This window comes from Paraburkholderia acidipaludis NBRC 101816, from assembly GCF_000684975.1.
GTDB lineage: Bacteria > Pseudomonadota > Gammaproteobacteria > Burkholderiales > Burkholderiaceae > Paraburkholderia > Paraburkholderia acidipaludis.
Window position 1 is genome coordinate 35,436 of the sequence record NZ_BAXZ01000027.1, and the last position, 14,433, is coordinate 49,868.

The window sequence follows — 14,433 nt, forward strand, 5'->3', positions numbered from 1 at the left end:
GCGCGTCAGTCATAATGGCCAGCATGATTACCGTCAACGTCGAACTGGGCGACCGCGCCTACCCCATCCACATCGGCACGGGCCTCCTCGGCCAGACCGAACTGTTTGCGCCGCATATCGCCGGCAAGTCGGTGACGATCGTCACGAACACCGTCGTCGATCCGCTTTACGGCGAAACCCTGCGCGCGGCTCTCGCGCCGCTCGGCAAGGACGTCCATACGGTCGTGCTGCCCGATGGCGAGGCCTGCAAGAACTGGGAAACGCTGAACCAGATCTTCGATGCGCTCCTTACGGCGCGCGCGGATCGCAAGACCACGCTGATCGCCCTCGGCGGCGGCGTGACCGGCGACATGACCGGTTTTGCGGCGGCCTGCTACATGCGCGGCGTGCCGTTCATCCAGGTGCCGACCACGCTGCTGTCGCAGGTCGATTCGTCGGTGGGCGGCAAGACGGGCATCAATCACCCGCTCGGCAAGAACATGATCGGCGCGTTTTACCAGCCGCAGGCCGTGATCGCCGATATCGGCGTGCTGCGCACGCTGCCCGAGCGCGAGCTGGCGGCCGGGATTGCCGAGGTGATCAAGACCGGCGCCATCGCCGACGCCGGGTTTTTCAGCTGGATCGAAGCCAACGTCGAGGCGCTCAACCGCTGCGACCCGCAGGCGCTCGCGCATGCCGTGAAGCGTTCGTGCGAGATCAAGGCATCCGTGGTGGCCGCCGACGAGCGTGAAGGCGGCCTGCGCGCGATCCTCAATTTCGGCCACACGTTCGGCCATGCCATCGAGGCGGGACTCGGCTACGGCGAGTGGCTGCACGGCGAGGCGGTCGGTTGCGGCATGGTGATGGCAGCCGATCTTTCGGTGCGGCTCGGCCATCTGGACGAGGCTTCGCGCGAACGGCTCGTGCAGGTCGTGGCGGCCGCGAAGCTGCCGGTGCGCGCGCCGGCCCTTGGCGCCGATCGCTATGTCGACCTGATGCAGGTCGACAAGAAGGCCGAAGGCGGCGCGATCAAGTTCATCCTGCTGAAGCGTTTCGGCGATACGCTGATCACCGGCGCGCCGGACGAAGCCGTCCAGGCCACGCTCGCCGCCGCGACGAAGGACTGAGCGCCGCCCGCCCCCATACCTCGCGGAGAACTCGGTGAGCGACAGTCGCAACGCAGTTTCAGCAGACCAGCCAGGCGGGGTTCCCGGATCCGGCGCCGGCGCATCTCTCCTCGCGGCCTCGCCCGAGACGGGGCTCGCGCCATACGCGGCGCATGCGTCCCGGACGCGCGGGCGCCGCTACCCGGAGCTGCCGCCTGCCGCACGAAGCGAATTCCAGCGCGACCGCGACCGCATCGTTCACTCCACGGCGTTCAGGCGGCTTGAGTACAAGACCCAGGTATTCGTGAACCACGAGGGCGATCTCTTTCGCACGCGGCTCACGCACAGCCTCGAAGTGGCGCAGATTGCACGCTCGGTCGCGCGCAACCTGCGCGTGAACGAGGATCTCGTCGAAGCGATCTCGCTCGCACATGATCTTGGCCATACCCCCTTCGGTCATGCCGGCCAGGACGCGCTCAATGACTGCATGCGCGAGCACGGCGGCTTCGAGCACAACCTGCAAAGCCTTGCCGTGGTGGACGAGCTGGAGGAGCACTACGGTGCCTTCGACGGCCTCAATCTCTGCTTCGAGACGCGCGAAGGCATCCTCAAGCATTGCTCGCGCGAGAACGCGCGGCGGCTCGGCGACCTCGGCGAACGTTTCCTGCTCGGGCGTCAGCCGTCGATCGAAGCGCAGATTGCGAATATCGCGGACGAGATTGCCTACAACAACCACGACGTGGACGACGGCCTGCGCTCGGGTCTGATCAGCATCGAGCAGCTGGCCGAAGTCGAACTCTGGCAGACGCACTACGAGACCGCCCGCGCCGAGTTTCCCCGGATCGAGGGCCGCCGGCTGGTACACGAGACGGTACGGCGCATCATCAATACGCTGATCGTCGATCTGATCGAAGAAACCAGCCGGAATCTGGCGAAGCATGCTCCGCAGTCGATTGACGAAGTGCGCGGCGCGCCGCCGCTCGTGGCGCACAGCACGCCCGTGGCGGTTCAGGCGGCGACGCTCAAACGGTTCCTCTACCGCAATCTGTATCGGCATTACCGCGTGATGCGCATGGCGAACAAGGCACAGCGGGTCGTCACTGGCCTGTTCGCCGCGTTCACGGAGGACTCGCGCCTCCTTCCGCCCGCGTACCAGTCGCCCGATCCGTCGGCGCAGCCGCGCCTGATCGCGCACTATATCGCCGGCATGACCGATCGTTACGCGCTGAAGGAATACCGCCGCCTCTTCGTCGTCGACGACGATGCCTGATGGCGGCTCGTCAACGCACCCGGGAGTCCACGGAATGACAGCCTGGCCGTATCCGCGCGTCTGCGCACACCGCGGCGGCGGCACGCTCGCGCCGGAGAACACGCTGGCGGGCCTGCGCACGGGCGCCCGCTACGGGCACACGATGGTCGAGTTCGACGCGAAGCTGTCCGCCGACGACGTTGTCTTCCTGCTCCACGACGATACCGTCGAGCGCACGTCGAACGGCCACGGCGCCGCGGCGCGGCTGCGCTACGACGAACTGGCCGCGCTCGACGCCGGCAGTTGGCGCGACGCGCGTTTTGCCGGCGAGCGCATGCCGACGCTCGCGCAGGTCGCCGCGTGCTGCCGCGAAGAGGGCCTCGCCGCCAACGTGGAAATCAAGCCGTGCGCGGACAGGGATGGGGAGACGGGGCGCCTCGTCGCGCAGGAGGCGGCGCGGCTGTGGCGCGGCGCGACGCCGGCGCCGCTTCTGTCGTCGTTTTCATTCGAAGCGCTGGCGGTGGCTCGCGAGGCCGCGCCTGAACTGCCATGCGGGCTGTTGTTCGAGCGCGTGCCGGCCAACTGGCGTGAGCAGACCGCCGATCTCGAATGCGTGTCCCTGCACGCAAGCCATCGCCATCTGGACGAGGCGCTGGTCGCGCGCATCAAGTCGGCGGGGCTGCACCTGCTCGTCTATACGGTGAACGATCTCGAGCGCGCGCGGCTGCTGGTGCGCTGGGGTGCCGACACGATCTGCACCGACCGCATCGACCTGATCGGGCCGCACGCCCTCGACGGCTGAGCCGGCGTGCCGGCGGCGGCGCCGTTCGTCGCACCGCCGGTGAGGGGCATCTCAGCGGCTGCGTGCGATCAGCGCGCCGGCGATCAGCGCGACGCCGCCCACAATGGCGATTGCCTGCCAGGGATTGGCCCGGACATAGTCGTCGGCATGGGCGATGGCCTCGTCCGCGCGCTCGCGCGTTGCCGCGCGCGCCGCTTCCAGGCGTTCGCGCGCCACATCGAGGCGCTTCCGCAAGTCCGCACGCAGCTCGGCGGCGTCGGCCTGAGTGCCTTCGCCCAGGGATTTTTCGAGTTCGCCCAGCAGTTCGCGCAGTTCGTCGGCGATGTCGGCGGCGGCACTGCGCCCGCGGCGCGCAATGCGTCGCGCACGGTGACCCGTCCTCGTCCAGGATTCCCCGAGGGCGTCTCGCGTATTGGGAAATGCGCTCATGAATGGCTCCGTGTTTGAAAAGCAAAGATGGCGGTTTGTCTCGCCCAGGAAAATCGGGCGGCATGGGCACAGTATTGCGCAAATTCGGTACCCGACACGCGAAGGTGTGCAGGGCAGCTTGCCGCGACGGCCCGCCAGGCGGGGCTTTGTGGCCGGACGTCATATTAGGTGATTACGGGGACAGCACGGTTTTTCCCAGAGGCATAGAATCAGGGAAAGCCTGCTCGTGTGTGGTGAAGACCGGGGGCGGGAGAGAGGCGCCGCCGCCCGCCGCCGGGTGCCGAGAGGGCTGGCGGAGGGCGGTGAACCGGGCGGTTGCCCGGCACGGCAGTTAGAAGTTGTAACCGACCTTCAGGTAAGTGACGATCGGATTCAGGTGGATCTTGGCTTCGGCTTGTTGCGGCAGGACACCAACCTGGGTCTGCTTTTGCGTGTTGAGGGTGGCCGTCACGTTGATCGGAATGTACGACACCGAGAAGCCCGCGAACCAGTGCTTGGTGAAGTTGTAGTTGAAGCCTGCGTTAAACACTGGCGCCCAGGAACGATCTGTCGAAACGCTGGTCGGACCCCCAAGGGCCGCGCTTTGTTCGAAGGCGCCATTGGTGATGTGGGCGTCGGTGAACCAGGCGTAGGTCACGCCGATACCGGCATACGGGCGGAACTTGGCGTCAGGCTTGTTGAAGTAGTACTTGAAGAGGAGCGCCGGGCTCCAGAGCTTCGCTGAACCCAGCTTGCCGTACGGGCTCAGTTCGCCCTCGCCGTTCAGATCGAAGGTCGGCGGGACGCCCAGTTCGAGTTCCGTGGAGATGTGGTCGGTGATGAAGTAGCCGAAGCTGAGGCCGAGCGTATCGGCCGAACCGACTCCGGCACCGGTCCCCGGGAACGACATGTTGACGGGAGTTCCGCCCACGCTGTCGATTTTGAGGGGGTCGCTGCCGTCCTGAGGGGCGAAGTGGAACCACCCTGTCGTAACGTAGAACGTGTTGGCTGATTGAGCGTGTGCTGCCGAAAGACTGGCGAGCGCGGCGATACCTGCCAGCGCCTGTTTTAATTTCATATATGTGCTCCTCCATAAAAGGCCCGCTCATTATGAACATAACGTTTGCAACAAACCATACGCCACGGTTAGAGGCTTCTCCCTAAGCGCCGCGACGTTTCCGCTTCAAGCCGTATGCCTTGCGCACCAAGCGCCGGCGCGGCCTGGCGGGTCTGCGGGTATTCACCAACGGACTAATGGAAAATCGAGCATGGCACGGCTTGCACGTCTTTATGTACCCGATCAGCCGCAGCACGTGATCCTGCGCGGACTCGACCAGCAGCCCGCATTCGTCGACGACCAGGACTACGAGCTTTTCATCGATTGCCTGAAGGCGGCGGCGCGCGATCATCATCTGGCGGTTCACGCATGGGTGCTGATGCCCGGCGCGGTGCAACTGCTCGCCACTCCTTCCGACGAGGCGAGCCTGCCGAAGGCCATGCAGGCCGTCGGCAGGCGCTACGTGGCGCACTTCAACCGCCGCTATGCGCGGCGCGGCACGCTTTGGGAAGGCCGCTACCGGGCCACGGTGATCGAGGCCGAGCGGTTCTTCCTGCTGGCGAGCCGCGTGGTCGAACTGGCGCCGGAGCGCAATCGTCTCGTCTCCGTACCCGAGGACTACCGGTGGTCGAGCTACCGGCATCACATCGGGCTTACCGTCGATAGCCTGATCACCGACCATCCGCTGTATTGGGCGCTCGGCAACACGCCGTTCGAGCGCCAGCGCGCCTACCGCGAGCTGTGCGAACAGCCGCTGGACGAACGCGAGACCTCGCAGCTGATGCAGGCCACGCTCAAGGGCTGGGTGCTCGGCAGCGAGACGTGGCGCGATTGGGCGTCGCGCACGGCGAACCGTCGCGTCTCGCCGCTGCCGCGGGGTCGGCCGCGCAAGGTGCGCGAGGCTCCGGCGTCGGCGCCGGCGGGCTCGGCGCCAGCGGCCGCCAATATATCGGGGTCGAATCAACCGGCCGCTGTGCCGTCCACCTCCGCAAACTCGCCTGGCGGGCACGGCAGTGGTCAGCCGACAACACATCCGGCAGCTCATCCGGATAGTCAGACCGCCGGTTCGGGGGGGCATTCGCCCGCTCCGTCCCCGGCGGGCGGCCCGGCGCCGGCCAGTTCGCCATCGAGTCACGAGGAGCGCAAACCCGGCACCGGCACGCATTGATTCTTTTTGAATCAATGGCTTAATCAGGAAGGCGGCATCATCGGATGCCGCTTTCTTTTGCACTTATTTAATATGGCCCCAATAAAAAGATGTGCGGATGCACCATCTTTATAATTGGGTCCATATCATGCAGTTTTATTTGCATGCCCTTGATTCGTCGCGTATATTCGCCTTTCGGCTCTCCTTGGCGCACAACGCGGGAAGCCCGCATCGCCCGCGCAACGCCGTACAGCGGTCGCGCAAGCGGCGGGAACAAAAAAGTACGGAATCAACGGCCAGCCCTGGCCATTCTTGGACGGTCCCCATGAACGATCACCTGCAGCGCGCCGCGGTGCCCGCCGCGCAAGGTCTGTATGACCCGCAAAACGAACACGACGCGTGCGGCGTCGGCTTCGTCGCCCACATCAAGGGCAAGAAGAGCCACGAAATCATTCAGCAAGGCCTGAAGATTCTCGAGAACCTCGACCACCGGGGCGCCGTGGGCGCCGACCCGTTGATGGGCGACGGCGCGGGCATCCTGATCCAGATTCCGGACGCGTACTACCGCGAGGAAATGGCCAAGCAGGGCGTGACGCTGCCGCCGAACGGCGAGTACGGCGTCGGCATGATCTTCCTGCCGAAGGAACACGCCTCGCGCCTCGCCTGCGAGCAGGAGCTCGAGCGCACGGTGCGCGCCGAGGGCCAGGTGGTGCTGGGCTGGCGCGACGTGCCGGTCGACCACGCCATGCCGATCTCGCCCACCGTGAAGGCGAGCGAGCCGCTGATCCGCCAGATCTTCATCGGCCGCGGCAAGGACGTGATGGTCACGGACGCGCTGGAGCGCAAGCTGTACGTGATCCGCAAGACCGCGAGCCACCGCATTCAGGCGCTCAAGCTCAAGCACGGCAAGGAATACTTCGTGCCGTCGTGCTCGGCGCGCACGGTCGTCTACAAGGGGCTGCTGCTGGCGGGGCAGGTGGGCGTGTACTACCGCGACCTGCAGGACGAGCGCGTGGTCTCGGCATTGGCGCTCGTGCACCAGCGCTTCTCGACGAACACGTTCCCGGCGTGGGAACTGGCTCACCCGTACCGCATGATTGCCCACAACGGTGAAATCAACACCGTGAAGGGCAACGTGAACTGGCTGAACGCCCGTACCGGCGCGATCGCCTCGCACGTGCTCGGCGGCGACTTGCCCAAGCTCTGGCCGCTGATCTACCCGGGCCAGTCGGACACCGCTTCGTTCGACAACTGTCTCGAACTGCTGGTAATGGCAGGCTACCCGCTCGTCCACGCGATGATGATGATGATCCCGGAAGCCTGGGAACAGCACACGCTGATGGACGAGAACCGCAAGGCATTCTACGAATACCATGCCGCGATGATGGAGCCGTGGGACGGCCCCGCCGCGATCGCCTTCACGGACGGCCGCCAGATCGGCGCGACGCTCGACCGTAACGGTCTGCGTCCGGCGCGCTACATCGTCACGGACGACGACCTCGTCATCATGGCGTCGGAAGCCGGCACGCTGCCGATTCCCGAGTCGAAGATCGTCAAGAAGTGGCGCCTGCAGCCGGGCAAGATGTTCCTGATCGACATGGAGCACGGCCGCATCATCGACGACAAGGAACTGAAGGACAACCTCGCCAACGCCAAGCCGTACAAGAGCTGGATCGACGCCGTGCGCATCAAGCTCGACGAGATCGAGCCGAAGGCGGAAGACGTCGCGACCGCGCGCGCCGAAGCCGCCGCGCTGCTCGACCGTCAGCAGGCGTTCGGCTACACGCAGGAGGACCTCAAGTTCCTGATGGCGCCCATGGCGATGTCGGGTGAAGAGGCTGTCGGTTCGATGGGCAACGACTCGCCGCTGGCGGTCATGTCCAACAAGAACAAGACGCTCTACCACTACTTCAAGCAGCTGTTCGCGCAGGTCACGAACCCGCCGATCGACCCGATCCGCGAAAACATGGTGATGTCGCTCGTGTCGTTCATCGGCCCGAAGCCGAACCTGCTCGACACCAACAACATCAACCCGCCGATGCGTCTCGAAGTGTCGCAGCCGGTGCTCGACTTCAAGGACATCGCGAAGATCCGCGCGATCGAGCAGTACACGGGCGGCAAGTTCAGCAGCTACGAGCTGAACATCTGTTACCCGGTGGCCTGGGGCAAGGAAGGCATCGAGGCGCGCCTCGCGTCGCTGTGCGCGGAAGCCGTGGATGCGGTCAAGTCGGGCTACAACATCCTGATCGTCTCGGACCGCCGCGCGGACCGCGACAACGTCGCGATTCCGGCGCTGCTCGCCACCTCGGCGATCCACTCGCATCTGGTCGAGCACGGCTTGCGCACGAGCACGGGTCTCGTCGTGGAAACGGGCTCGGCGCGTGAAACGCACCATTTCGCGCTGCTCGCGGGCTTCGGCGCGGAAGCCGTGCACCCGTACCTCGCGATGGAAACGCTCGCGCAGATGGCGCAGGGCCTGAAGGGCGATCTGTCGCCGGAGAAGGCCGTCTACAACTTCACCAAGGCGGTGGGCAAGGGCCTGCTCAAGGTGATGTCGAAGATGGGCATCTCCACGTACATGTCGTACACGGGCGCGCAGATTTTCGAAGCGGTCGGTCTGGCCGACGACCTCGTACAGAAGTACTTCAGGGGCACGGCTTCGAAGGTGGGCGGCATCGGCCTGTTCGAAGTGGCGGAAGAAGCGATCCGTCTGCATCACGATGCGTTCGGCGACAGCCCGGTTCTCGCAAATATGCTCGACGCGGGCGGCGAGTACGCCTACCGTGTGCGCGGCGAAGACCACATGTGGACGCCGGACGCGATCGCCAAGCTCCAGCACTCGGCGCGCAGCAATTCATACCAGACGTACAAGGAATACGCGCACCTGATCAACGATCAGACGAAGCGCCACATGACGTTCCGCGGCCTCTTCGAATTCCGCATCGACCCGGCGCGCGCGATCTCGATCGACGACGTCGAGCCGGCCAAGGAAATCGTCAAGCGCTTCGCCACGGGTGCGATGTCGCTCGGCTCGATCAGCACGGAAGCGCACGCCACGCTGGCGGTAGCGATGAACCGCATCGGCGGCAAGTCGAACACGGGCGAAGGCGGCGAAGACGAGAAGCGCTACCGGAACGAGTTGCGCGGTATTCCGATCAAGAACGGCGACACGATGCAGTCGATCATCGGGCCGGAAGTCGTGAAGGACATCCCGCTGAAGGACGGCGACTCGCTGCGTTCGAAGATCAAGCAGGTGGCTTCCGGCCGCTTCGGCGTGTCGGCGGAGTATCTGTCGTCGGCGGACCAGATCCAGATCAAGATGGCGCAGGGCGCGAAGCCGGGCGAAGGCGGTCAACTGCCGGGCCACAAGGTTTCGGAGTACATCGGCAAGCTGCGTTACTCGGTGCCGGGCGTGGGCCTCATCTCGCCGCCGCCGCACCACGACATCTACTCGATCGAAGATCTGGCGCAGCTGATTCACGATCTGAAGAACGTGAACCCGGTGTCGTCGATCTCGGTGAAGCTGGTGTCGGAAGTGGGCGTGGGCACGGTCGCTGCGGGCGTTGCCAAGGCGAAGGCCGATCACGTGGTGATCGCCGGTCATGACGGCGGCACGGGGGCTTCGCCGCTCTCGTCGCTCAAGCATGCGGGCACGCCGTGGGAACTCGGCCTCGCCGAAACCCAGCAAACGCTCGTGCTGAACCAGCTGCGCGGCCGCATTCGCGTGCAGGCCGACGGCCAGATGAAGACGGGCCGCGACGTGGTGATCGGCGCGCTGCTCGGCGCGGACGAATTCGGCTTCGCGACGGCGCCGCTCGTCGTGCAGGGCTGCATCATGATGCGCAAGTGCCACCTGAACACCTGCCCGGTCGGTGTCGCCACGCAAGATCCGGTGCTGCGCGCGAAGTTCTCGGGCCAGCCCGAGCACGTCGTCAACTTCTTCTTCTTCATCGCCGAAGAAGTGCGCGAAATCATGGCGCAACTGGGCATTCGCAAGTTCGACGACCTGGTCGGCCGCGCGGATCTGCTCGATACGCGCCGTGGCGTGGAGCACTGGAAGGCGAAGGGGCTCGACTTCTCGCGCGTGTTCTATCAGCCGTCGGTCGGCGCTGAAGTCGCGAAGAAGCACGTCGACACGCAAGACCACGGTCTCGACCGCGCGCTCGACCACACGCTGATCGAGAAGGCAAAGGCCGCGATCGAAACGGGCGAGCACGTCTCGTTCATCCAGCCGGTGCGCAACGTGAACCGCACGGTCGGCGCGATGCTCTCGGGCGTGATCGCCAAGAAGTACGGCCACGACGGCCTGGACGACGACGCGATCCATATCCAGCTGAAGGGCACGGCGGGCCAGAGCTTCGGCGCGTTCCTCGCACGCGGCATCACGCTCGACCTCGTGGGCGACGGCAACGACTATGTCGGCAAGGGCCTCTCGGGCGGCCGCATCATCATCCGTCCGACCAACGACTTCCGCGGCAAGTCCGAAGAAAACATCATCTGCGGCAACACGGTGATGTACGGCGCGCTCGAAGGCGAAGCCTTCCTGCGCGGCGTCGCGGGCGAGCGCTTCGCGGTGCGTAACTCGGGCGCGACGGCGGTTGTCGAAGGCACGGGCGACCACGGCTGCGAATACATGACGGGCGGCACGGTGGTCGTGCTCGGCGAGACGGGTCGCAATTTCGCGGCCGGCATGTCGGGCGGCGTGGCCTACGTCTACGACCCGGACGGCACGTTCGCCGGCAAGTGCAACCGCGCGATGGTCGCGCTGGATCCGGTGCTGCAGCAGGCCGAACAGGAACGCACCGTGGACCGCGCGCTGTGGCACGCGGGCCAGACCGACGAAGCGCTGCTCAAGGGACTCGTCGAGCGTCACTTTCAGTTCACGGGTTCGCCGCGTGCGAAGGCGCTGCTCGAGAACTGGGACGCCTCGCGCCGCCAGTTCGTGAAGGTGTTCCCGACGGAATACAAGCGCGCGCTGGGCGAGCTTGGCGCGAAGAAGGCGAACCAGGAAGTGCTGGCCGCCTGAAGCCCGGGCATACGGACTGAACAGACGAAGGAGCGCCTGCCGCTGCGCGTGAAGTGCGCGGCAGCGGGCGCCGATCCCCTCACCGAATACATGGATGGACGAGAGCCAAATGGGTAAGGCAACCGGTTTTCTCGAGTACGAGCGCCAGCATGAGGCGTACGAAGCACCGCTTACGCGCGTGAAGCATTACAAGGAATTCGTTTCGGCACTCACCGACGCGGACGCGAAGCTCCAGGGCGCGCGCTGCATGGACTGCGGCATTCCGTTCTGCAACAACGGCTGCCCGGTGAACAACATCATCCCCGACTTCAACGACCTGGTCTTCCGCCAGGACTGGAAGTCGGCGATCGAGGTGCTGCATTCGACCAACAACTTTCCCGAGTTCACGGGCCGCATCTGCCCGGCGCCGTGCGAAGCGGCCTGTACGCTCGGCATCAACGACGATCCCGTGGGCATCAAGTCGATCGAGCACGCGATCATCGACAAGGCCTGGGCCGAAGGTTGGGTCGCGCCGCAGATCGCGAAGCACAAGACCGGCAAGAAGGTCGCCGTGGTGGGCTCGGGCCCCGCGGGCCTCGCCGCCGCGCAGCAGCTTGCGCGCGCCGGGCATGACGTGACGGTGTTCGAAAAGAACGACCGCATCGGCGGCCTGCTGCGTTACGGCATCCCCGACTTCAAGCTGGAGAAGTGGCTGATCGACCGCCGCATGCGCCAGATGGAAGCCGAAGGCGTGACGTTCCGCACCAATGTCTTCATTGGCAAGGGCGAATTGCCGGCATTCATCGGCAGCACGGCGAAGGAAACCATCACGCCGGACCAGCTGAAGGAGCAGTTCGACGCCGTGGTGATCGCGGGCGGTTCGGAAACGCCGCGCGACCTGCCGGTGCCGGGCCGCGAGCTCGAAGGCATCTACTACGCGATGGAATTCCTGCCGCAGCAGAACAAGGTCAACGCGGGCGACAAACTGGCCGACCAGCTCGTGGCGAAGGGCAAGCACGTTGTCGTGATCGGCGGCGGCGATACGGGCTCCGACTGCGTGGGCACCTCGAACCGCCACGGCGCGAAGAGCGTCACGCAGTTCGAACTGCTGCCGCAGCCGCCCGAAGAGGAGAACAAGCCGCTCGTCTGGCCGTATTGGCCGATCAAGCTGCGCACCTCGTCGTCGCACGAGGAAGGCTGCCAGCGCGACTGGTCGGTCGCCACGAAGCGCCTCGAAGGCAAGAACGGCAAGGTCGAGAAGCTCGTCGCCGCGCGCATCGAGTGGAAGGACGGCAAGATGGTCGAAGTGCCCGGTTCGGAGTTCGAAATGAAGGCCGATCTCGTGCTGCTCGCCATGGGCTTTACGCAGCCGGTCTCGCCGGTGCTCGAAGCATTCGGCGTCGACAAGGACGCGCGCGGCAACGTGCGCGCCTCGACCGAAGGCGAGAAGGCGTACTACACGTCGGTCGACAAGGTCTTCGCCGCCGGCGACATGCGCCGCGGCCAGTCGCTCGTCGTCTGGGCGATCCGCGAAGGGCGCCAATGCGCGCGCTCGGTTGACGCGTATCTGATGGGGCGCACGGAGCTGCCGCGCTAAGGCACGCTAAGGCACGCACTCTGGCCGACATCGAAGCCGGGCGCCCGAAGGCGTGCCCGGCTTTTTTGCGTTCTGACGCACGCGAGTTACCATGACGCGATTGCCCGACTCACTTGACGGCTGCCGATCATGTCCGAAGCCCGCGAGACCGATCAGTGGCGGCGCTGCTTCGTCGCGCTCGCGCCCGATGCCGCGTCGCGCGACGCGCTGGCCGCGCTCGACGTGCCGCCCAACGCGCGGCGCGTACCGTATGCGCAGCTGCATCTGACCGTGGCGTTCATCGGCGCGATGTCGTTCGACCAGGGCGAGGTGCTCTCGCAGCGGCTGGCCGGACAAGCGCTGCCGGTTCCGCCTGCGCCGGTGACGAAAATCGAATGCTGGCCGGGCTGCGCGCAGCCGCGGCTGATCGTGGCGGCGCTGGCGATGTCGGACGCGTTGACCGCGCTCGACTGGCGCGTGCGCTCCCTGATGGGCGAGGTGGGATTGCCGCTCGATGCGCGCGCATTTCGCCCGCACGTGACGCTCGCGCGGTTCGCGCGCGACGCCGCCGCGGGGCCCGCGGCCCTGAGCGGCGAAGCGCTGCCGCCATTGCGATTCGAGGCGCTTGTGCTGTATTCGAGCACGCTCGCCCGGCAGGGCGCGCGCTACGACGCGCTGGCCAGCGTGGCGCTGGCGTGAGCCGCATGCAGGATATTCAGGGGCAGGAGGCCGCGCTTCAATGCCCGTTGCGCCGGTAGCGCGCCAGCGTGAGTCCGTCGAGATCGATTTCGGGCGTGCGCCGCGTGACGAGATCGGCCACCACGCGCCCGGAGCCCATCGACATCGCCCAGCCCGTCGAGCCGTGCCCGACGTTGAGCCAAAGCCCTTCGACACCGGAAGCGCCAAGCAGCGGCGCGCCGTCCGGCACCATGGGCCGCCGTCCGACCCAGAACTGCGCCGACGAGGGCGTGGCCGCATGCGGGAACCAGTCGTCGAGCACTTTCATGAGCGTCTGCAGCGCCTGCTCGCGCAGCGTCGCGCGATGGTCGCCCAGCTCCGCCGTGCCCGCGACGCGCAGATACGGGCCGAAACGCGTGATCGCCGTCTTGAGCGATTCGTCCATGAGCGCGGCGCGCGGGGCCTTTTGCTCGTCGACGACGGGCAGCGTGGCCGAGTAGCCCTTCACGGGATAGAGGGGCACGCGCACGCCGAGCGGTGCCACGAGTGCCGCGCTCTCCACGCCTAGCGCGACAATTACCGCGTCGGCGGCGAGTGTCCGCGGCGCGGTGTCGGATGCTTCGGGCGCGCTCGCGGACGGGCTCAGCACCTCGGCCGGCGCGCGGCGCTGCTCGCGCCGGTTGAGCTTGCCGCGGCCGGCGCGCACGCGCACGCCGCTCACCTTGCCGCCTTCGGCTTGCAGGGCTTCCACTTCGGTGTCGAACAGAAAGCGCACCCCGTTGGCTTCGCACACGGCGCGCAGCTCGCGCGTGAAGCGCGCGCAGTCGCCCGCTTCGTCGTCGGGCAGATAGATGCCCGCAACCGGTTTGATCTGCGACCACGCGAGCCCTGGCTCGATCTGCATGCACCCCGCGGCGTCGAGTTCGCGCCAGGCGATGCCCGCATCGCGCAGCACGTCGAGCGCCGGTTGGGCGAGTTCCCGGTCGTAGTCGCTGCGAAAGAGCTGCAGGTAGCCCTGGCTGCGCCCGTATTCGAACGCGTGCGTTTCGCGGAACGCGTGCAGGCAGGTGCGGCTGTAGTAGGCAATGCGCTGCATCCGCTGTTTGTTCACACGAAAGCGTTCGAGGTTGCATTCGCGCAGCCAGCGCGCGATCCAGCGCCATTGCGAGGGGGCGAGCGTGGGCCGGAAGATGAGCGGGGAAGTGGGCTTGAGCAGATATTTGAGGAGCTTCGCGGGCATGCCGGGCGCAGCCCATGGCGTGACGTAGCCGGGCGCGATCACGCCCGCGTTGCCGAAGCTCGTGCCGAGCGCGACGCCGGGTTCGCGCTCGATGACGGTGACGTCGCAGCCCCGTTCGCTCAGATAATACGCAGTAGCGACGCCGATCACACCGGCGCCGAGGACGATCGTTTTCATGCCGGTCGA

8 protein-coding genes and 2 pseudogenes are annotated in these 14,433 nt (G+C 66.2%); 7 read left to right on the plus strand and 3 right to left on the minus strand.

Annotated elements, in window-relative coordinates; translation table 11 throughout:
* Nucleotides 1-23: 23 nt before the first annotated feature.
* The 3 genes and pseudogenes from aroB to ugpQ all read left to right on the plus strand — a co-directional run bounded on the left by aroB (nt 24) and on the right by ugpQ (nt 3,136).
* Complete coding sequence (gene aroB / locus BAC01S_RS25580; RefSeq protein ID WP_027797320.1) at nt 24-1,106, plus strand: 3-dehydroquinate synthase; 1,083 nt, start codon at nt 24-26, stop codon at nt 1,104-1,106.
* Nucleotides 1,107-1,230: 124 nt separating this feature from the next.
* A pseudogene (locus tag BAC01S_RS25585) lies at nt 1,231-2,355 on the plus strand (deoxyguanosinetriphosphate triphosphohydrolase); the annotation flags it as partial.
* 34 nt (nt 2,356-2,389) lie between these two features.
* On the plus strand, nt 2,390-3,136 hold the full coding sequence (ugpQ, locus tag BAC01S_RS25590; RefSeq protein WP_027797322.1) for a glycerophosphodiester phosphodiesterase: 747 nt from the start codon (nt 2,390-2,392) through the stop codon (nt 3,134-3,136).
* Between the two features lie 51 nt (nt 3,137-3,187).
* Here the strand turns inward: ugpQ and BAC01S_RS25595 are convergent, their stop codons facing one another.
* Both BAC01S_RS25595 and BAC01S_RS25600 read right to left on the minus strand, forming a co-directional pair.
* Nucleotides 3,188-3,565, minus strand: a complete 378-nt coding sequence (locus BAC01S_RS25595) for a DUF883 family protein (RefSeq protein WP_027797323.1) — start codon at nt 3,563-3,565, stop codon at nt 3,188-3,190.
* Nucleotides 3,566-3,896: 331 nt separating this feature from the next.
* Nucleotides 3,897-4,622, minus strand: a complete 726-nt coding sequence (locus BAC01S_RS25600; protein ID WP_027797324.1) for an OmpW/AlkL family protein — start codon at nt 4,620-4,622, stop codon at nt 3,897-3,899.
* A 190-nt stretch (nt 4,623-4,812) separates the two neighbouring features.
* Here BAC01S_RS25600 and BAC01S_RS32585 point away from each other — a divergent pair.
* The 4 genes and pseudogenes from BAC01S_RS32585 to thpR form a co-directional block, all read left to right on the plus strand.
* Nucleotides 4,813-5,502, plus strand: a pseudogene (locus BAC01S_RS32585) (transposase); the annotation flags it as partial.
* Between the two features lie 571 nt (nt 5,503-6,073).
* Nucleotides 6,074-10,774, plus strand: a complete 4,701-nt coding sequence (locus BAC01S_RS25610; protein WP_027797325.1) for a glutamate synthase-related protein — start codon at nt 6,074-6,076, stop codon at nt 10,772-10,774.
* 109 nt (nt 10,775-10,883) lie between these two features.
* Nucleotides 10,884-12,350 carry a glutamate synthase subunit beta gene (locus tag BAC01S_RS25615; RefSeq protein WP_027797326.1) on the plus strand — a complete coding sequence of 489 codons (1,467 nt, stop codon included), beginning with the start codon at nt 10,884-10,886 and terminating at the stop codon, nt 12,348-12,350.
* A gap of 129 nt (nt 12,351-12,479) precedes the next feature.
* Entirely contained in the window at nt 12,480-13,028 is a 549-nt protein-coding gene (gene thpR, locus BAC01S_RS25620) for an RNA 2',3'-cyclic phosphodiesterase (RefSeq protein ID WP_027797327.1), read from the plus strand.
* Nucleotides 13,029-13,065: 37 nt separating this feature from the next.
* Here the strand turns inward: thpR and BAC01S_RS25625 are convergent, their stop codons facing one another.
* Entirely contained in the window at nt 13,066-14,424 is a 1,359-nt protein-coding gene (locus BAC01S_RS25625) for a D-amino acid dehydrogenase (RefSeq protein WP_027797328.1), read from the minus strand.
* Between the last annotated feature and the right edge of the window lie 9 nt (nt 14,425-14,433).